We start from the raw sequence: 18,227 nt of genomic DNA on the forward strand, positions 1-18,227 counted from the left end.
GTCCCACGCCCCGGCTCGTGTTGAGGTGGAGGCATGGAACGATCCCGCCTCGCCCTCGCCCTCACCGGTGTCGCCGTGCTCGGCGCCGTCGGCACCGCCTCCGCCAATGACGGCATCGCGCGGCCCGTCGAAGGCAGTGCGTGCCGTGCGGAGGCCAGACAGCCGGAGCGGCAGCCCGATATCGACGGGGACGGGCGGGGAGACCTCGTCCTGGAGACCGGCGGGGACGAGCGGACCGGCGTCGAGACGGGGCGGATATACGTGCGGTACGGGAGCGGCGCGAAGGCCCGTACCGCCTACCTCACGCAGGAGGACTTCGGCCTGCACGGGCAGCGGGAGCCGGTCGGCGGCTCCGCGACGAACATCCCCGCCGTCGCGGATCTCGACGGGGACGGCGCCGCCGACATCGTGACCGGCGCGCGCCCCGCCGTCCACTGGGGCGGCCCGCACTCCGCCGCCCCCACCCGCCTCCGCTTCCCCTACGCGCCGGACGCCGACGTCGAACACCCGCCCGTCGCAGGCGACTTCGACGGCGACGGCCACCCGGACCTCGCCTCGCTCCGCGTCGACGGCGACCACGCGAAGCTCGTCGTCCTGCACGGCCCCTTCACGCGCGAGGGTCGCGCGGCCCGTACGGAGGTGCGCCGCAGCCCCGACCACGCCGCCCCCGCCTTCGCCTCCGGCCTGACCCTCGTCGCCGCCGAGGTGACCGGGGACGGAGTGGACGACCTCGTCGAGTACGAGCCCGGGGCACACGGGACCCCGTACCTCCTGCCCGGCAAGCGCGGCGGCGGCTTCGGCGCGCCGCGCACCCTGCCCCCGGGCGACGCGCTCGCCGTCGGCGACTACGACGGCGACGGCCTCCCGGACCTCGCGATCGGGGACAGCGGCGTCCCCGACGATGACGGGGAGTCGCCCGTCGCGGACCGGCGGGGCCGCGTCCTCGTCGTGTACGGGAAGGACCGGGCGCACCCCGTCGTCCTGGAGGGCGGTGCCCCGCGCGGCGGCTTCGGGCTCGGCGTGCTCACCGCCGATCTCGACGGCGACGGCTGCGACGACCTCGCGGTGCGCACCGCGCCCGACCGCTGGCTGGAGACCGACACGCTCACGGTGCTGCACGGCGGCTCGGCGCACGGCCTCGGCTCCGCGCCGTGGCGGCGGATCGGGCGCGCCCCCGTCCTCGCGGAGCGGGCGGTGGAGGCCGGTGACGGACGGCAGGACCTGCTCGTGACGGAGGGCGACGGGGACGGCGGGATCGGGAAGCGGCGGCTCGTGGGCCTCGGGGACTCAGCTCCGTAGCCGGTACGAGTCCGGGAGGTCCCGCACCTCGACGGACGTCACGACGTGCGGCCCGCCCGCCGTGTACCGCCCGAGCAGCGCGAGCACCGCGTCCGACAGGTGCGCCTTCTGCGCGGGCGAGCGGTTGGGCAGGAGCGCGACCGTGACGTGCACGTACGGGTGTTCCTCGCCCGAGACGAAGGTGAGTGGCGCGGGGCGGAAGAAGATCTTGCCGACCCCGGCGGAGTGCGATTCCGTGACGACGAGCGGGTCGAGCTCCTTCGCGAAGGCGCGTCGGTCGAAGAGGGTGTCGTCCAGCCGTTCCGTGTAGTCGACGGTGATGTGTGGCATGAACGGCTCCGCTCCGGCTCCCCCGATCGTGGCTCGATGGGCGTACCAACCATTTTCGCGCGGGGGGCGGGGGCGACGGGACGGGGGAGTGGTGAGCCCGGTCACGTCGGGCCGTAGGCTCGGCCGCCATGAGAGCACTGGTGCTGGGCGGAACGGCCTTCGTGGGCCGGGCGATCGTGGACGCGCTCGTACGCGACGGGGCCGAGGTGACGCTCTTCGGGCGCGGCAGGACGGGCCGGGAGCTGTTCCCCGGCGTGCGCAGGCTCGTCGGGGACCGGGACACGGGCGCTTACGCGGCGCTGACGGCCGCCGCGCGCGAGCGGCCCTTCGACGTCGTCGTGGACGTGAGCGGATACGTGCCGCGGCAGGTACGGGGCGCGCTCGCGGCGCTGGACGAGGCGGGCGGCCACGCGGGGCGGTACGTGTTCGTCTCCACGCAGGCGGTCTACGAGTCCGACGGGCACCCCCGGCGCAAGGCGCCCCGCCGGGACGTGGACGATGTCGCGCGGCTCGACAACAGCACGTACGGCCCGGCGAAGGTGGCCTGCGAGGACGCGGTGACCGCTCGCTTCGGGGAGCGCGCCACGCTCGTACGCCCAGGGCAGGTGGTCGGCCCGCACGACACGTCCGGCGCCTTCCTGTACTGGCTGCGGCACGCGGAGCGGGGCGGTCCGACGGCCCTGCCCGGCGACCCGGCGCAGCCCGTACAGCTCCTGGACGCGCGCGACCTCGGGCGCCTTGTCGCGGCGCTCGCGCGCAGGGACCTCGGCGGTGCCTTCGACGCGGTCGGCCCCGCCGAGCCGCTGACGCTCGCGGGACTTCTCGCCCAGTGCGCGCGGGTGGCGGGCACCGAGGCGTGGCTCGTCCCCGTCGCGGACCGGCCCGCGTACTTCCCGTTCGTGCGGGACGACTGGGCGGGCCAGCGGCGCGACCCCGGTCCGGCCCGCGCGGTGGGGCTCACGGCGACGCCGTTCGCGGAGACGGTCGCGGCGGTACGGGACTGGGACGCCGGGCACGGCCGGCCCGTGCTGGAGGCGGGGCTCGGGTACACGGCGGAGCGGGAAGCGGAGCTGCTCGCGGCGGGGAACACCCCCGCGAGGTGAGTGAGTACTCACCCACCTCGCGGGGGCGGGTGCTCAGCCGGAGCAGCCCCCGCACTGGCACGGCGACCCCGACTGGCACCCACAGCCACAGCCGGAGCCGCAGCCGCAGGCGCCGAGGAGGGGGAGGCTCCTGCCTTCGGCGGGGGTGGGGGGCGTGTCGGGGCTCTCGGGCATGGGGTCCTCCTCGGTCGCGGGCGTACTCCGTGACCAGGGGACCTGGGGCAGGAGGGGGGCGTCAACGGCGCGTTGGGGTGTGGGCGGGTTCACCGTTTCGCGTCTGTGCGCCCCTGGGGCTCCGCCCCAGACCCCGCTCCCCAAACGCCGGAGGGGCTGTTCTTGTCCCCCACCGGCCCCACCGCCTGGATGGCGTCCGCGTGCTCTCCCGTCACCAGATAGACGACCCGCTTCGCCACCGACACCGCGTGGTCCGCGAACCGCTCGTAGTAGCGGCCGAGCAGCGTCACGTCCACCGCCGTCTCGATCCCGTGCTTCCACCGCTCGTCGATGAGGTGCTGGAAGAGGGTGCGGTGCAGGAGGTCCATCTCGTCGTCGTCCTGCTCCAGTTGGAGGGCGAGGTCGATGTCCTTCGTGATGATGACCTCCGCCGCCTTCGCCATGAGCCGCTGGGCGAGCTGCCCCATCTCCAGCAGGGTCGCCTGGAGGTCGCGCGGGACGGGCGACTGGGGGTAGCGCAGCCGGGCCTGCTTGGCGACGTGCTGGGCGAGGTCCCCCGAGCGCTCCAGGTCCGCGCTCATCCGCAGGCTCGTGACGACGACCCGCAGGTCCGTCGCGACCGGCTGCTGCCGGGCGAGCAGCTCGATCGCCTTCGCCTCCAGCTCGTGCTGGAGCTCGTCCACGCGCGCGTCGGCCGCGATGACGTTCTCGGCGAGCTGGAGATCCGCGTCCAGCATCGCCGTCGTGGCCCGGCCGATCGCCGAGCCGACGAGCCTGGCCATCTCGACCAGGTCGTCGCTGATCGAGTCGAGTTCCTCGTGGTACGCGTCGCGCATGGCGTTCCTCACTCCAAGACCGAAACAGGGCCGGACGGGGGAGTCCTCCCGCGCCCACGCTGCCACGGTCCGTCCCGTACGCGACGGAATCCGGCCGCCCAAGTGAACCGGCACCGTCACCAAGGTGAACTCTGGGCGACGAGTGTTCGAGGTGACCCCCGAACGGCTGGGAGGTACCCGACGCGTCGACCTACCCTTGCGGCATGGACGTGAACGCGGCGGTGGCCGCAGCCGCCGCTCTCGCCGGGCTCTGCACCGGCGTGATCGCCGCGCTCGCCTTCCGCTGGAGCGAGCGCGAACTCAAGCGCCCGACCAGGACTTCCCTGCACACCGAGGCGGTACTGCCGCCCGGCGTCGACACCGTCCTGTCGGTCCTCTCCTCCTCCGCCGTCGTGCTCGACGAGGAGGACAACGTCGTCAAGGCCAGCTCGGCCGCGTACGCCCTCGGGCTCGTACGGGGCGGACGCCTCGCCGTCGAACCGATGCTCAAGCTCGCCCGCGAGACCCGCCGCGACGGCGAGATACGCCAGACCGAACTCGACCTCCCGCGCCGCACGGGCCGCGGCGGCCCGCTCGCGGTCTCCGCGCGCGTCGCCCCGCTCGGCTCCCGGCTCGTCCTCCTTCTCGTGGAGGACCTGACCCGCGCCCGCCGCATCGAGGCGGTACGGCGCGACTTCGTCGCCAACGTCAGCCACGAGCTGAAGACCCCCGTCGGCGCCCTCTCCCTTCTCTCCGAAGCCGTCATGGACGCCTCCGACGACCCCGAGGCCGTCGAGCGCTTCGCCGGGCGGATGCAGAAGGAGGCGACGCGCCTGACGACGCTCGTGCAGGAGCTGATCGACCTCTCGCGCGTGCAGAACGACGACCCGCTGGAGGACGCGGAACCCGTGCTCGTACGGGACCTCGTCGCCGAGGCCGTCGACCGCTGCCGCCAGACCGCGGGCGGCAAGCACATCACGATCGTCCCCGGCGGAATGGGCGAGGACCTGTCCGTGTGGGGCAACCGCGGCCAGCTCGCCGCCGCGCTCGGCAACCTCGTCGAGAACGCCGTCAACTACAGCCCCGAGCACACCCGCGTCGGCATCGCCGCGCGCCGCACCCCCGTCGGCGGCGGCGACCTCGTCGAGATCGCCGTCACCGACCAGGGCATCGGGATCTCCGAGAAGGACCGCGAACGCGTCTTCGAACGCTTCTACCGCGTCGACCCGGCCCGCTCCCGCATGACGGGCGGAACCGGCATCGGCCTCGCGATCGTCAAGCACGTCGCGGCCTCGCACGGCGGCGAGGTCACGGTCTGGAGCACGGAGGGCGAGGGCTCGACCTTCACCCTGCGCCTGCCCGAGGCCGGCACCGCCCGCACCTTCGGCAACCCCGGCGACACCTCACGCACCACCCCCCGTACCGCCCACGGCGCCACCCGCGCCGCCAGCCGCCGCACCCAGCGCGGAGCCGCCAACGGCGTCGGCAACCGAGCGGCCAACGACGTCGGCGACGGCGACGGTGGCGGTACGGGCCGGGGCGAGGCGCCCCGCACCGGGGCCGCCTCCCGTACCCGTACCACCGCCCCCGACGACCCGGCGCCGCGTGCGTCCCGGACGCGTGCCCGCACCGCCGCACCCTCTTCCACCGGTACGTCCGACGAGACCGCCTCGTTCGAACCCCTTCCCGCCCCGGAGGTCCTTCCGTGACCCGAGTGCTCGTCGTTGAGGACGAGGAATCCTTCAGCGACGCTCTGTCCTACATGCTCCGCAAGGAGGGCTTCGAGGTGGCGATCGCCGCCACCGGGCCCGACGGCCTCGACGAGTTCGAGCGCAACGGAGCCGACCTGGTCCTCCTCGACCTCATGCTCCCCGGCCTCCCCGGGACCGAGGTCTGCCGCCAGCTGCGCGGCCGTTCCAACGTCCCCGTGATCATGGTGACCGCGAAGGACAGCGAGATCGACAAGGTCGTCGGCCTGGAGATAGGGGCCGACGACTACGTGACGAAGCCCTTCTCCTCGCGCGAGCTGGTCGCCCGTATCCGCGCGGTGCTGCGCCGCAGGGGCGAGCCCGAGGAGGTCACGCCGACCGCCCTGGAGGCGGGTCCGGTCCGGATGGACGTGGACCGGCACGTCGTGACGGTGGGCGGTGGCAAGGTCGACCTGCCGCTCAAGGAGTTCGACCTCCTGGAGATGCTGCTGCGCAACGCGGGCCGCGTGCTGACCCGTATGCAGCTCATCGACCGCGTGTGGGGGGCCGACTACGTCGGCGACACGAAGACCCTCGACGTCCACGTCAAGCGCCTGCGCGCCAAGATCGAGCCGGACCCGTCGGCGCCGCGCTACCTCGTCACGGTGCGGGGACTCGGGTACAAGTTCGAGCCGTAGGCCGTGGAGAGAGGGCCGCGCGGGGCCGTGCAGGCGGCTCCGCGACGACGCACGCGGAAGGGGCCGGTCACCGTTCAGGCGGTGGCCGGCCCCTTCGCCGTGGATGCGCTCGGCCTACTCGGCCGCGCCGCCGCTCGCCGAGGAGGAGGCGTCGGGCGAGGTGCCGTCCGCCGCGGCCTCGCCGGACGCGCCGGACTCCGGGGACTCCGAGGACTTCGGGGACTCGGAGGAGGAGGCGGACGGGGAACCGCTCGCGGACTCGCTCGGCGAGGCGCTCGGCGTCTCGCTCGGGCCCCAGCCCTTGAAGTAGTGGTTCGCGGGGAGGACGTACGCCTTGATCTTGACGGTGCCCGTCTCGCTGAGGCGGAAGACGACCTCTTGGACGTCGCCGTCGTTGAGGGCCTCGCGACCGCTGGGCAGCTTCGCCGAGGCGTTGCCGTCGCCGCCGATGATGACCTTGCCGTGCGCGGGCACGGAGAGCGAGCCGGAGCCCTTCGCGGGCTTCAGGTCGGCCTGCTCGTCACCGACGCCGATCGAGTCGAGGGTCTGTGCCTTGGCGCTGTTGTTGAAGACGGTCGCGAGGATCGCCGCGGGGCCGCTCGCGTCGCGCTCGGGCTGGGTGACGACGGTGACGTTCTGGACCTTGACGTCGCCGACCGAGGTGGCGGCGTTGTCCGGCTTCACTTCCAGCGTCTGGGCGTTGTTACCGGCGCCGCAGGCGGCGAGCGTGGCGATCGAGAACGCGAGGGCGGAGGCGGCGAGGGCGCCGCGTCGAAGGCTGCTGCTCACGGCGGCGGCTACTCCTTGAACGAGGACTTGAAGGGTGCACGGAACGGAACGGGGCGGTACGGGTGCGGACGCCCCAGCACGCACGGACAGCTGTAAAGCCGCCCTAAACGGAGTGTCAGCGCGCTCAGGTTACCGAGCCGTCTCGACGCCGCCGCACCCGACCCGCCCTTGAGGGCGGATGGCGGCACGGGGACCCCCGGCGGCGGCGCGGGGACGGGGGCGGCCGCGAGGCCCGGCGTTAACAGCCGTCGAATTTCTCCCGTGATTCTCCTGTGATCAGCGAAAACAACCCCTGCTTCACGATGTCGGCGAGACCACTGGGGCGGGTGTGACGAGAGCGAAGATCATATTGCGCGAGGTGCTCTCGCACGCGATTTCCCGCCACACCGGAAGATCGCCTTCCGTGGCGGCGCGCGCACCGCCCGGGTAATTCCGGATTTGCTCGAAACGCCTTCCCTTCCCCGAACGGAGTAGCGAAAGACACGGTCGGCGGTGCGGACAAATCGGGACGTATGCCGCCTTGGAGGGGCCCCGGGATGGGTGTAACTTACGCGTTTCCCTTTGTCCGGACAGCCGCTCCGACCTGCGAATACCTGCTTCCACGAGCCTCCGGATGCACGTTTCCGGCACCGTTGTCAAGCCCTGAGATATGCCCTGACCTGCGAAAACGCCATCCAAAGGGCGGCGTTGTCGTGTTACCCTGGATAGCCACGGAAGGGGTACCTGTCACATGACGTTCAAGGTTGGCGACACCGTGGTCTATCCCCATCACGGGGCCGCGCTGATCGAGGCAATCGAAACTCGCCAGATCAAAGGTGTGGACAAGACCTACTTGGTGCTCAAGGTCGCCCAGGGCGACTTGACGGTGCGTGTACCGGCGGACAATGCGGAGTTCGTGGGTGTGCGCGATGTGGTCGGTCAGGATGGACTGGACCGGGTCTTCGAGGTGCTGCGCGCACCCTACGCCGAGGAGCCCACGAACTGGTCGCGTCGTTACAAGGCGAACCTGGAGAAGCTCGCCTCCGGTGACGTCATCAAGGTCGCGGAGGTGGTCCGTGACCTGTGGCGCCGGGAGCGCGAGCGCGGTCTCTCCGCCGGCGAGAAGCGCATGCTCGCCAAGGCCCGTCAGATCCTCGTGAGCGAACTGGCGCTCGCCGAGAACACCAACGAGGACAAGGCCGAGGCGCTGCTCGACGAGGTACTCGCCTCCTGAGCCACCGCCTGGACACCTGTGCCGTGGTGCCCGTGGACCCCCGCCGGGGTGCCGGGCACCACGGCATACGTATCTGTGGCGCACGGCCCTGAAGGGCGGCGCGTCCATGGTGCTCGTCCCCTGTCAGGGTCGTCCCCCGTCTGTCAGGGTCGTCCCCCGTCAGGGGCGCGCACTGTTTCTCCCCCCTCGTACCCCTCCCCGCGTGACATACGGCACGCTGTTGCCGTGCACCGGCTTCGCGCCGGGGGCGACCTGACCGGTACGTCACGGAAGGGACCGGTCTGGGCGCATCGCCCGGCACGCTGTGGGCCTACCCACCCCGCCCGCGCACACAAACCTGTCTCCCGTATGCCCCGAGATACGCGCCGGGGGACGAGAGCCTGAGAGCCGAACGGAAGCGATGACTGAGCAAGCCAGCCCGGCGCGGGACGCCGCGGCCCCGCCGTCCCCCACCGTCCCGGTCCGTACCGCCGCCGTCATCCCCGCCGCCGGGCGCGGCGTGCGCCTCGGCCCCGGCGCCCCGAAGGCGCTGCGCGCGCTGAGCGGCACACCGATGCTCGTGCACGCGGTGCGCGCGATGGCGCGCAGCAGAGCGGTCTCGCTGGTCGTCGTCGTCGCGCCGGCGGCGGACGTCACCTCCGTACGCGCCCTCCTCCAGGACCACGCGCTGCCCGAGCGGACGGACTTCCGCGTGGTGGCGGGCGGCGAGACACGCCAGGAGTCGGTACGGGCCGGGCTCGACGCCCTGCCGGAGGACGTGACCACGGTCCTGGTGCACGACGCGGCGCGCCCGCTCGTCCCGGCGGACACGGTGGACGCGGTGATCGAGGCGGTGCACGCCGGGGCCCCCGCGGTGGTCCCGGCCCTGCCCCTCGCGGACACGGTGAAGGAGGTGGACCCCCGCCCGGCGGGCGAGCCGGAGCCGGTCGTGGCGACCCCGGTCCGCGCCCGCCTGCGCGCGGTCCAGACCCCGCAGGGCTTCGACCGCGCGACGCTGCGCCGCGCGCACGAGGAGGTCGCCCTCTCCGGCGAGGGCGCGACGGACGACGCGGGCATGTGCGAGGCGCTGGGCCTGCCGGTGGTGGTCGTCCCGGGCCACGCGGAGGCGTTCAAGGTGACCCGCCCGCTGGACCTGGTCCTGGCGGAGGCGGTACTGGCCCGGAGGAGGGCGAACGATGCGTTCTGAGATCCCTCGTGTCGGCATCGGCACGGACGTCCACGCCTTCGAGGCGGGCCGCGAGCTGTGGTGCGCGGGCCTGCGCTGGGACGGCGACGGCCTCGCGGGCCACTCGGACGGGGACGTCGCGGCCCACGCGGCCTGCGACGCCCTCTTCTCGGCGGCGGGCATCGGCGACCTCGGCGCCCACTTCGGCACGGACCGCCCCGAGTGGGCCGGAGCGGCGGGCGTGAGACTCCTCGGCGAGGCCGCCCGCCTGGTCCGCGAGGCGGGCTTCGAGATCGGCAACGTCTCGATCCAGGTCATCGGCGTCCGCCCGAAGATCGGCAAGAGGCGCGCGGAGGCCCAGCGGGTGCTCTCGGAGGCGGTCGGAGCGCCGGTGTCGGTGTCGGGAACGACGACGGACGGCCTGGGCCTCACGGGGCGCGGGGAGGGACTGGCGGGGTTGGCGACGGCGGTGGTGTGGGAGGTGGGGTGAGGAGGACCGCGCGTCCGCGCACCGGCGGATCGACAACTCGTACGGGCGCCTCGCGACGACGTCCGGCCGGCCGCTCACCGAGGCGGGGCTGCCGGAATGGTCGCAGGGACGATGGGGGAGGAAAGAGGGAAAAGCCCTATTCGCCGGATTCCCCACTTCTTGCAGGAGCGCCGCCGGGCGACAGATAAACCGGCTGGTCACGGAGACTGCTCCCCGCGCGAGCGGGGATGGCCCCCGACAGCGCGGCCACCCGCCAGGAACAGGTGACTGCTCCCCGCGCGAGCGGGGATGGCCCCACCCCGCTGTTGAGGCCGAGGTTGGCGTCGAACTGCTCCCCGCGCGTGCGGGGATGGCCCCCGCGAGGGGAGCGGGAAGTCCTGCGGACGGTCCTGCTCCCCGCGCGTGCGGGGATGGCCCCTGGTATCCGGCGATCTGCCCCAGCTCACCGGGCTGCTCCCCGCGCGTGCGGGGATGGCCCCTTGCAGAGGTAGAACAGCTCGTCGGCAAACAGCTGCTCCCCGCGCGTGCGGGGATGGCCCCCCGATGCCGATCCTGCGGTTCGCCGCGCACGCCTGCTCCCCGCGCGAGCGGGGATGGACCCGGAAGAGAGGGAAGCCGGGTGTTCAGCGCGGGCCTGCTCCCCGCCCACGTGTCGCCCCCACCCCCACACATCACGTCCCGCCCCCCGCTAACCTCCCCCCATGCCGATCACCCTCCTCAGCGGCCCCTCCGGCGCCGGCAAGACCACCGTCGCCCGCATCGTGGCCGCCCGTGGCCCCGCGCCCAGCGTGCATCTGCATACCGATGACTTCTACGCGGCGATCAAGCAGGGGGTCCTCGCGCCGTATCTGCCGGAGGCGGCGCCGCAGAATCGGGTGGTCACCGGGGTCATCGCGCGGGCCGCCGCCGGGTATGCCGTCGGGGGGTATCACGTGGTTGTCGACGGGGTCATCGGGCCGTGGTTTCTCGGGGCGTACGAGGAGGCGGCCCGGGAGGCGGGGGTCGGGCTCGTGTACGTCGTGCTGCGGCCCGTACGGGAGACCGTGCTCGACCGGGGAGCCTCCCGCGCCGCGCACCCGCTCACCGACCGCCGCGTGCTCGGCGAGATCTACGAGGGCTTCGCCGACCTCGGCCCGTACGAGGCGCGTGTACTCGACTCCACGGGCCTCACTCCCGAAGAGACCGCCGACGCCGTCCTCGAAAGGCGCGCCTGAGTCCCGTACCGAGCCCGAGCCGAACCCGTACCCCACCGGCAGCCCGCCCGCCTCCCCTCGGCCCGCGCCCAAGGCCCCCCCGCCGCCCGCGCCCCAGCACCGCCCCGCGCCGACTACCCTGGACCCCGTGACTATTCGGCTGTACGACACCCGCGCCCGGCAGATCCGTGACTTCTCCCCGCTCGTGCCGGGCTGCGTCTCGATCTACCTCTGTGGTGCGACCGTGCAGGGCGCTCCGCACATCGGGCACATCCGGTCCGGGCTGGATTTCGACCTCATGCGGCGGTGGTTCGCCTACCGCGGCTATGAGGTCACCTTCGTGCGGAACGTGACCGATATCGACGACAAGATCATCAACAAGTCCGCCGAGCAGGGTCGCCCCTGGTGGGCGATCGGGTACGAGAACGAGCGCGCGTTCAACGCCGCGTACGACGCGCTCGGCTGCCTGCCGCCCACGTACGAGCCGCGCGCGACCGGGCACATCACCGAGATGATCGAGATGATGCGCACGCTCATCGCGCGCGGGCACGCGTACGAGTCGGGCGGCAACGTCTACTTCGACGTGCGCTCGTTCCCCGGCTATCTGGAGCTGTCCCACCAGGAGTTGGACAACCTGCTCCAGCCCTCCGGCGAGGGCGAGACCGGCAAGCGGGACGCGCGCGACTTCGCCATGTGGAAGGCCGCGAAGCCCGGCGAGCCGAGCTGGGCGACCCCCTGGGGTCGCGGCCGTCCCGGCTGGCACCTGGAGTGCTCGGCCATGGCGCACAAGTACCTCGGCGCCGCCTTCGACGTGCACGGCGGCGGGCTCGACCTGATCTTCCCGCACCACGAGAACGAGATCGCCCAGTCCAAGGCGTACGGCGACGAGTTCGCCCAGTACTGGGTCCACAACGCGTGGGTCACCATGAGCGGCGAGAAGATGGCGAAGTCCCTCGGGAACTCCGTCCTCGTCAGCGAGATGGTGCAGCGCTGGCGGCCGATCGTCCTGCGTTATTACCTCGCGACCCCGCACTACCGCTCCATGATCGAGTACAGCGAGGAGGCCCTTGCCGAGGCCGAGTCCGCCTTCGGGCGCATCGAGGGCTTCGTGCAGCGCGTCACCGAGCTGGCCGGGGGCGAGGTCGCCCCCGCCGCTGAGGTGCCGCCCGCCTTCGCCGAGGCGATGGACGACGACCTCGGCGTGCCGCAGGCCGTCGCCGTGCTCCACACGACGGTCCGGCAGGGCAACAGCGCGCTCGCGGCCGACGACAAGGAGGCGGCGGTCGCCCGGCTCGCGGAGGTACGGGCCATGCTCGGCGTCCTCGGCCTCGACCCGCGGAGCCCGCAGTGGGCCACGGCGGGCGGCGAACAGGCCGAGGACCTGCACGGCGTCGTCGACACACTCGTACGACTTGTCCTCCGGCAGCGCGAGGACGCGCGTGCCCGCAAGGACTGGCCGGCCGCGGACGCGATCCGCGACCAGCTCGCCCAGTCCGGGCTCGCGATCGAGGACAGTCCGCAGGGACCGCGCTGGACGCTCGGCCCCCGCTGACCCCCTGCCGGGCCCGCGATTCGGGGCGGGCCCGGCACCTTACGTACCCTGGTCGGTGCGTCCCTCGTACACCCATGGGCGCGCACCGACCGGGGACCCCCGCAGCACCCAGCAGAAACAGGTAGAACGATGGCCGCGAACAACCGACGCATGTCCGGCAAGAAGGGCGCGCAGATCGGCAGCGGCGGCAAGCGCCGGCGCGGCCTCGAAGGCAAGGGCCCGACGCCGCCCGCCGAGGCGCGCAAGGGGCACGTGAAGAACCGCCTCGCCAACGCGAAGGCGAAGCAGACGCAGCGCCGTACGGCGGCGAAGCGGGGCGGCAAGTCGAGCAGCGAGCTGGTCGTGGGCCGCAACCCGGTCTTCGAGGCGCTGCGCGACGGCGTCCCGGCCACCGCGCTCTACGTGCAGCAGTTCATCGACAACGACGAGCGCGTGCGCGACGCTCTCAAGCTCGCGGCCGACCGCGGCGGCATCCACCTCATGGAGGCCCCGCGCCCCGAGCTGGACCGGATGACGAACGGCCTCAACCACCAGGGGCTCGTGCTCCAGGTCCCGCCGTACGAGTACGCGCACCCCGAGGACCTCCCCGCGGCCGCCTACGACGAGGGCGACGACCCGCTGATCGTCGCGCTCGACGGCGTGACCGACCCGCGCAACCTCGGCGCGATCGTCCGCTCGGTCTCGGCCTTCGGCGGCCACGGCGTCGTCGTCCCCGAGCGCCGCGCGGCCGGCATGACGGCCGGCGCGTGGAAGTCCTCGGCGGGCACGGCGGCGCGTACGCCGGTCGCGCGCGTCACCAACCTGACGCGCGCCCTGGAGGCGTACAAGAAGGCCGGGATCACGGTCGTCGGCCTCGCGGCGGACGGCGAGCACACGGTAGGCGAACTCGCCGCGCTGGACGGCCCCGTCGTGATCGTCATCGGCTCGGAGGGCAAAGGCCTCTCCCGCCTCGTCGGCGAGACCTGCGACTACCGCGTCTCCATCCCGATGCCGGGCGGCGCGGAATCGCTCAACGCGGGCGTCGCGGCGGGCATCGTGATGTACGAGGCGGCTTCGCGGCGGGCGCGGAGGTAAACGCCCCGCGGGTGGCGGTACGGGGGCGACGCCGGCGCTGACGGAGGCGGTACGGCTCCGCCGGGGCGCCGTTTCGGCGCGGTGGCCGGCGGTGCCCCGGCGACGGTGGCACCCCGGCGACGGTGGTACGGGAACGGGCGCGGCGGCCCGCGGGCGGGAAGGTGTCCGGGCGGGAAGGTGTCCGGGCGGCAAGGCGTCCGGGCGGCAAGGCGTCCGGGCGGGGCCGGGCGGGCCCGCCGGGTCTCTCCGTGAGGGCGGCGGGCGGCCTCCGCGTTCTCCTGCGCGGCACCTCATCAGAACCCCTCTGGGGGCCATCGCGCCTGTCCTGCGGGCGAGTTGGCCGGGCGCGTGTTTCGAGGCGCCCTCGGGTATTCACCTATCTGGGTGAGCCCTATCTCGGGCGTTGTTACTTTCCGTGTTCTCTGTGTCACATTGGGTCGCAAGTGGCTGGCGGAACGGACGGGGAGCTCATGCGCAGGTCATTGGTGGCGGTCGCCGCCACAACTCTCTTCGCGGTGGGGGCGGGTAGTGCGGTTGCCGCTTCGTGGCATTCGCTCGGCGAGATGCGGACCACTGGGGCCCAGTTCGTGAAGGGGCAGTACACCTTCTATCCGAAGTTCACCAATCACGGTGGCTTCGGCTTCAAGGGTGGCCTGAAGGACTTGGTGAAGGGTGACGGGAACAACGTGTACATCCTGTCCAAGGTCGAGGGCTACGACTGGCGCCGGTTCAACGGAAAACAGGGCAAAGTCGTACAGATGAACAAGGTGGTGTACGACGGGGCGGCGTTGTACGTGCGTAAGGCGTGGATTCGTGTGTGCCGCGACCGGGGGTCCCTCCGCCCGGACAACTGCAGCCCCACCAAGTACTACAAGGGTCCCAACCAGGATTAGTGGATCGAACCGGAGAGGCGAATCGCTATGTCTGGCTGGGTACTTCGGGCCGAGGGCGTCGATGTCGCGTATGGCGAGCAGCGTGCTGTGCGCGGGGCGACGCTCGGGCTCGCCGCGGGTGAGGTCGTGGCGGTGACGGGGAGCAGTGGGAGCGGGAAGTCCTCGTTGCTCCACTGCCTGGCGGGGATCGTGCCCGCCGCGGCGGGCACGATCCGCTTCGGTGAGCGGGACTACGCGGCGCTGGGCGACGAGGAGTTGTCGGCCCTGCGTCGCGAACGCTTCGGCTACGTCTTCCAGCACGGTGAGCTGCTGCCCGAGCTCACCGTCGAGGAGAATGCCGCGCTGCCCCTGCGGCTCGCGGGGCAGCGCAAGGGCGCGGCACACGCGGCGGCGGCCACCGTTCTCGGGCGGCTCGGTCTCGACGCGCTGCGCGGGCGGCGCGTCGCGCAACTCTCCGGGGGTCAGGCCCAACGCGTCGCGGTGGCCCGGGCCTTGGTGCACCGCCCGGCGGTCGTCTTCGCCGACGAGCCGACCGGCGCGCTCGACTCGGCCAACGCGACGGCCGTGCTCGACGAGTTCCTCTCGCTGGCCAGGGACGCCGGTACGGCGGTGCTGCTCGTGACGCACGACGAAGGCGTCGCCGCCCTCGCCGACCGGCGCTGCCACATGCACGACGGTCACCTCCGCGACCTTTCCGCCGTACCGGCCCCCGCGGCCCCCGCCGATCCGGGAGAGGGCACTCCGTGAAGACGCTCAGGCTGGGGCTCGTGCTCGCGGTACGTGGCGACCGCGCCGCCCGGGTCCGTTTCCTCCTCATGGCCTTCGGCTGCGCGATCGGCGTGGCGTGCCTCGCCGCCGTGCTCTGCATCCCGACGATCGTCGCCGCCCACGACGCACGCGGCGCGCTTCGGGACTTCGTCACCGCACGGGGGACCGAGGCCGAGCACAGCGACGGGCTGCCCTTGACCATGGAGCTGAGTGATCCCTTCGGCAGCCGCCCCGTCACCCGCGTCTTCGTCGCGCGCCCCGGGACGGGCGGGGGGCCGACCCCGCCGGGAGTGAAGCGTCTGCCGGGCCCCGGTGAAGTGCTCGTGTCGCCCGCGCTGCGCTCCTTGCTGGCGGAGGCGCCAGGGCTCAAGGGCGGCCTCCCCGGACGGATCACGGGGTCGATCGGCCAGGCGGGTCTCATGGGCCCCGACGAGCTGTACGCCTACGTCGGCCGCACTCCGCAACAACTCGCTCACACCAGCAGCGACAAGGTCCTGCGGTACGGCGGCACGTCCGCTCCGTATCCCACGCTCGACGGGCAGACGCTCGACATCCTGCGCTTCACCTTGTGCTGCCTGGTCCTGCTTCCCCTGTTCGTCTACCTCTCGGTGTGCGTACGGCTGTCCGCCGAGTCGCGTTCCCGGCGGCTCGCCGCGCTGCGGCTGCTGGGGCTGAGCGCGCGCGACACCGTGCGCGTGAGTGCGGTGGAGACGGTGTGCGCCGCCTCGCTCGGCGCCGTGATGGGCCTCGGTCTGTATCTCGTGGGCAACGCGGTGGTGGCGGAGACGGGCTGGGTCGGTCTCGCCTGGTACCCGGCGGACGGGCTGCCCAGTACCTCGACGCTCGTGGCCTGCCTGCTCGGCTGCCCCGTCCTCGCCTACGTCGCCGGGCGGCGGCACGCGCGCGAAGCCGCGTTGCGTCCGCTGTCGGTGCGCCGGCGCGAGCGCGAGCGGCGGCCCCGCGCCTGGCTCTCGGCGCTGCTCGTGCTGCCCGGCCTGGGCATCGTCACCGCGTACTGCGTCCTCGGGCTCGTCGACAAGGTCCCCGGGCCGAGCACGACCACCTCGTTCCTCGTACCGGCCGGGGCACTGCTGACCGGTGCCGGCCTGATCCTGGCGCTGCCACCCGCGACGGCGTGGACCGCCCGCCGCGTCGCGGAACGCACCCAGCGCGTCTCCCTCACCCTCGCCATGCGCCACCACGAGGCCCACCCCGGCACGGCACTGCGCGTCGTGAGCGGCCTGGTCCTCCTCGTGTACGCCGCCTCGCTCACGCAAGGCGTGCTCATCGAGATGGACCAGGTGAGCCGCCGGGATGCCCCGAACCAGGAGTACAGCGTCCCGTACGAACGGCTGTCGGCCGCTCAGCTGCGGCAGGCGAAAAGTGTGCCCGGCGTCAACGAACAGGCCCTGGCCGGAGACCTCACCGATTCGCCGGGTGGCGTGTTCGTCGGCACCTGCGCGCAGCTCGAAGCCTTCGTCATCCCCGGCAGCATGAAAGGGTGCGTGGACGGCGAAATCCTCGCGATCCACGATCCCGTCGTCCCCCGGGAGCCCACGGAACTCGCCGGTACACGGCACACTCTGCGGCTCCGGGACGAGGCGGGCGGCCCAGCGGGCGAGAAGCAGCTCACCATTCCACGGCGCACGATCACCGTCAGCGTGGCCCAGCCGTCCGCCGTTGTCGACGCCCTCGTCGTGGTCCCCCCGTCCGCCCTCCCGGCCGGTACCCACCCGGCAGGCACCGACCTGCTGTTGAGCAGCGCCACCGACCAGGACACGGTCCGCGCTGTGCTCGACGGCCTCGCGGCCATCGCCCCGACCACGGAGATCACCCCGGTCGGCATCGTCATCGACTCCCTGAACCAGCTCGCCGTGATCAAGGGCCTGCTCGCCACGGGCATGGTGCTGGGGCTCGGCATCGGCGTCGCCGCCTTCCTCGTCTCGACCGCCGACCACGCGATGAGCCGCCGTACGAGAACCGCCGCCCTCACCCTCCTCGGCATCCGTCCCGGCACCCTGCGGGCGGCGCAGAGCGCCCAAGTCGTCCTGCCCCTCGCACTCGGCCTCGTCGCCGCCGTCATCACCGGGAAACTCGCCGAGTCCAGCTACCTCGTCACCGGCGGCGGCGCGATCTTCTGGGACACGGCGGGAGTGCCCCTCCTCCTGGTCAGCACGCTGGCCGTCGTCGTGGTCGCCGGCCTCGCCTGCCTCCCCATGGCCCGCCGCCACCTGGACCCCGAGGCGCTGCGCAAGGACTGAGTCGCGCGAGGGGCGATCCGCGCGGTGACCCGCGGGAGCCGGGCGACCGTGGCGTTGAGGACGCGGTGGCGCCGACGACGGCGCGGGTACGGTCCGTGCGAGGGAGGGCGGGGCCGTGGAAGCCGAAGAGGGCGTTGCGCGGGACGGGGGCGCTGTCCGTGTCGGTCTCCGCGCGGGTCGAGGCGCGTCCGCGCAGGGCGACGCGGGCACCGACGAGGAGCGCCTCGCCGCCGAGGCTCAGCGCGGGGCGCACGTCGGCGAGCCGAGCCCGCGGCCACGCCGGGTCCTGGTCGCGGGCCGCCCGGTCTGGAAGAAAGTCCTCCTGCGGCAGCGGCGGTCAGCTTGGAAGTCGCCCCGCTGCCGGGCGGGTTGGCCTTGCGCCTGCCCGACGACGTACGCGACCCACGTGACCCCGGTACGAGGGTGACGGCGGCCAGTCGCCACCGTGGTGCCTCGTTCGTGCTCCGCGCGGCCCTCGAGCCGGCGATCGAGGAGGCTCTGGAGGCGGCGGTGCCGGGTCTCGCGGGCGTCACCATGCGGGCGCGGCCGCTCTGCCTGCCCAGCTGCACGAGCCCGCTCCTCGCCGCCCGCGCCCGCGCCGTCTGCTCGCACCTGTGCCTCGGCTGCCACTACCACCCGTACGAGATCGGGCCCACGGAAAGCCAGGTCCGCGCCTGGCGTGCGGAGGCCGGCGAGCTCGTGGGGTCGCTTGCGTACTGACC

At 73.0% G+C, this 18,227-nt stretch carries 17 protein-coding genes and 1 CRISPR repeat array; of the genes, 14 read left to right on the plus strand and 3 right to left on the minus strand.

The window, feature by feature from the left end; genetic code table 11:
- Window positions 1–33: 33 nt before the first annotated feature.
- A complete protein-coding gene (locus ACIP4O_RS02200) occupies window positions 34–1,299 on the plus strand; it encodes an FG-GAP repeat domain-containing protein (RefSeq protein WP_401570457.1) in 1,266 nt (421 codons plus the stop codon).
- On the opposite strand, the gene ACIP4O_RS02205 is transcribed toward ACIP4O_RS02200, so the two are convergent.
- Complete coding sequence (locus ACIP4O_RS02205) at window positions 1,288–1,629, minus strand: isomerase (protein WP_401570460.1); 342 nt, start codon at window positions 1,627–1,629, stop codon at window positions 1,288–1,290. The genes ACIP4O_RS02200 and ACIP4O_RS02205 overlap by 12 nt on opposite strands.
- A gap of 128 nt (window positions 1,630–1,757) precedes the next feature.
- On the opposite strand from ACIP4O_RS02205, the gene ACIP4O_RS02210 reads away from it, so the two are divergent.
- Window positions 1,758–2,732 (plus strand): NAD-dependent epimerase/dehydratase family protein, encoded by a 975-nt coding sequence (locus tag ACIP4O_RS02210; protein ID WP_401570463.1) that lies wholly within the window; start codon window positions 1,758–1,760, stop codon window positions 2,730–2,732.
- Window positions 2,733–2,995: 263 nt separating this feature from the next.
- Here ACIP4O_RS02210 and phoU read toward each other — a convergent pair whose 3' ends face one another.
- Window positions 2,996–3,742 carry a phosphate signaling complex protein PhoU gene (phoU, locus tag ACIP4O_RS02215; protein ID WP_401570465.1) on the minus strand — a complete coding sequence of 249 codons (747 nt, stop codon included), beginning with the start codon at window positions 3,740–3,742 and terminating at the stop codon, window positions 2,996–2,998.
- Between the two features lie 203 nt (window positions 3,743–3,945).
- On the opposite strand from phoU, the gene ACIP4O_RS02220 reads away from it, so the two are divergent.
- Complete coding sequence (locus tag ACIP4O_RS02220) at window positions 3,946–5,430, plus strand: sensor histidine kinase (protein ID WP_401570466.1); 1,485 nt, start codon at window positions 3,946–3,948, stop codon at window positions 5,428–5,430.
- Window positions 5,427–6,107 (plus strand): response regulator transcription factor, encoded by a 681-nt coding sequence (locus ACIP4O_RS02225; protein WP_029396737.1) that lies wholly within the window; start codon window positions 5,427–5,429, stop codon window positions 6,105–6,107. Before ACIP4O_RS02220 ends, ACIP4O_RS02225 begins: the two co-directional genes overlap by 4 nt.
- A gap of 114 nt (window positions 6,108–6,221) precedes the next feature.
- Here ACIP4O_RS02225 and ACIP4O_RS02230 read toward each other — a convergent pair whose 3' ends face one another.
- Window positions 6,222–6,896, minus strand: a complete 675-nt coding sequence (locus ACIP4O_RS02230; protein WP_401570469.1) for a DUF461 domain-containing protein — start codon at window positions 6,894–6,896, stop codon at window positions 6,222–6,224.
- Between the two features lie 730 nt (window positions 6,897–7,626).
- Here ACIP4O_RS02230 and ACIP4O_RS02235 point away from each other — a divergent pair.
- The 10 genes from ACIP4O_RS02235 (at window position 7,627) to ACIP4O_RS02280 (ending at window position 18,225) form a co-directional block, all read left to right on the plus strand.
- Window positions 7,627–8,109 (plus strand): CarD family transcriptional regulator, encoded by a 483-nt coding sequence (locus ACIP4O_RS02235; RefSeq protein WP_003953493.1) that lies wholly within the window; start codon window positions 7,627–7,629, stop codon window positions 8,107–8,109.
- Window positions 8,110–8,509: 400 nt separating this feature from the next.
- On the plus strand, window positions 8,510–9,295 hold the full coding sequence (ispD, locus tag ACIP4O_RS02240; RefSeq protein ID WP_401570472.1) for a 2-C-methyl-D-erythritol 4-phosphate cytidylyltransferase: 786 nt from the start codon (window positions 8,510–8,512) through the stop codon (window positions 9,293–9,295).
- Complete coding sequence (gene ispF, locus ACIP4O_RS02245) at window positions 9,285–9,764, plus strand: 2-C-methyl-D-erythritol 2,4-cyclodiphosphate synthase (RefSeq protein WP_401570475.1); 480 nt, start codon at window positions 9,285–9,287, stop codon at window positions 9,762–9,764. The genes ispD and ispF overlap by 11 nt, the downstream gene beginning before the upstream one ends.
- A gap of 206 nt (window positions 9,765–9,970) precedes the next feature.
- A CRISPR array of direct repeats spans window positions 9,971–10,365; the repeat unit is 29 nt; unit sequence CTGCTCCCCGCGCGTGCGGGGATGGCCCC.
- Window positions 10,366–10,465: 100 nt separating this feature from the next.
- Window positions 10,466–10,978 (plus strand): AAA family ATPase, encoded by a 513-nt coding sequence (locus tag ACIP4O_RS02250; protein ID WP_401570478.1) that lies wholly within the window; start codon window positions 10,466–10,468, stop codon window positions 10,976–10,978.
- Window positions 10,979–11,105: 127 nt separating this feature from the next.
- A complete protein-coding gene (gene cysS / locus ACIP4O_RS02255) occupies window positions 11,106–12,509 on the plus strand; it encodes a cysteine--tRNA ligase (RefSeq protein ID WP_401570481.1) in 1,404 nt (467 codons plus the stop codon).
- A gap of 129 nt (window positions 12,510–12,638) precedes the next feature.
- Window positions 12,639–13,583, plus strand: coding sequence for a 23S rRNA (guanosine(2251)-2'-O)-methyltransferase RlmB (rlmB, locus tag ACIP4O_RS02260; protein ID WP_164290513.1), 945 nt, complete (start codon window positions 12,639–12,641; stop codon window positions 13,581–13,583).
- A 470-nt stretch (window positions 13,584–14,053) separates the two neighbouring features.
- Entirely contained in the window at window positions 14,054–14,476 is a 423-nt protein-coding gene (locus ACIP4O_RS02265) for a hypothetical protein (protein ID WP_203607448.1), read from the plus strand.
- Between the two features lie 27 nt (window positions 14,477–14,503).
- A complete protein-coding gene (locus tag ACIP4O_RS02270; RefSeq protein ID WP_164290511.1) occupies window positions 14,504–15,223 on the plus strand; it encodes an ABC transporter ATP-binding protein in 720 nt (239 codons plus the stop codon).
- Window positions 15,220–17,505 (plus strand): ABC transporter permease, encoded by a 2,286-nt coding sequence (locus tag ACIP4O_RS02275; RefSeq protein WP_401570486.1) that lies wholly within the window; start codon window positions 15,220–15,222, stop codon window positions 17,503–17,505. Before ACIP4O_RS02270 ends, ACIP4O_RS02275 begins: the two co-directional genes overlap by 4 nt.
- Before the next feature lie 459 nt (window positions 17,506–17,964).
- Window positions 17,965–18,225, plus strand: coding sequence for a hypothetical protein (locus ACIP4O_RS02280; protein WP_401570489.1), 261 nt, complete (start codon window positions 17,965–17,967; stop codon window positions 18,223–18,225).
- Window positions 18,226–18,227 lie beyond the last annotated feature (2 nt).

The sequence above is a fragment of the Streptomyces sp. NPDC088923 genome (assembly GCF_044749745.1).
Classification (GTDB): domain Bacteria; phylum Actinomycetota; class Actinomycetes; order Streptomycetales; family Streptomycetaceae; genus Streptomyces.

Excerpts from the sequence above, each read along its gene's own strand:
- ACIP4O_RS02200 (WP_401570457.1), top strand. The coding sequence starts at position 34 with ATGGAACGATCCCGCCTCGCCCTCGCCCTCACCGGTGTCGCCGTGCTC.
- ACIP4O_RS02205 (WP_401570460.1), bottom strand. The coding sequence starts at position 1,629 with ATGCCACACATCACCGTCGACTACACGGAACGGCTGGACGACACCCTC.
- ACIP4O_RS02210 (WP_401570463.1), top strand. The coding sequence starts at position 1,758 with ATGAGAGCACTGGTGCTGGGCGGAACGGCCTTCGTGGGCCGGGCGATC.
- phoU (WP_401570465.1), bottom strand. The coding sequence starts at position 3,742 with ATGCGCGACGCGTACCACGAGGAACTCGACTCGATCAGCGACGACCTG.
- ACIP4O_RS02220 (WP_401570466.1), top strand. The coding sequence starts at position 3,946 with ATGGACGTGAACGCGGCGGTGGCCGCAGCCGCCGCTCTCGCCGGGCTC.
- ACIP4O_RS02235 (WP_003953493.1), top strand. The coding sequence starts at position 7,627 with ATGACGTTCAAGGTTGGCGACACCGTGGTCTATCCCCATCACGGGGCC.
- ispD (WP_401570472.1), top strand. The coding sequence starts at position 8,510 with ATGACTGAGCAAGCCAGCCCGGCGCGGGACGCCGCGGCCCCGCCGTCC.
- ispF (WP_401570475.1), top strand. The coding sequence starts at position 9,285 with ATGCGTTCTGAGATCCCTCGTGTCGGCATCGGCACGGACGTCCACGCC.
- ACIP4O_RS02250 (WP_401570478.1), top strand. The coding sequence starts at position 10,466 with ATGCCGATCACCCTCCTCAGCGGCCCCTCCGGCGCCGGCAAGACCACC.
- rlmB (WP_164290513.1), top strand. The coding sequence starts at position 12,639 with ATGGCCGCGAACAACCGACGCATGTCCGGCAAGAAGGGCGCGCAGATC.
- ACIP4O_RS02265 (WP_203607448.1), top strand. The coding sequence starts at position 14,054 with ATGCGCAGGTCATTGGTGGCGGTCGCCGCCACAACTCTCTTCGCGGTG.
- ACIP4O_RS02270 (WP_164290511.1), top strand. The coding sequence starts at position 14,504 with ATGTCTGGCTGGGTACTTCGGGCCGAGGGCGTCGATGTCGCGTATGGC.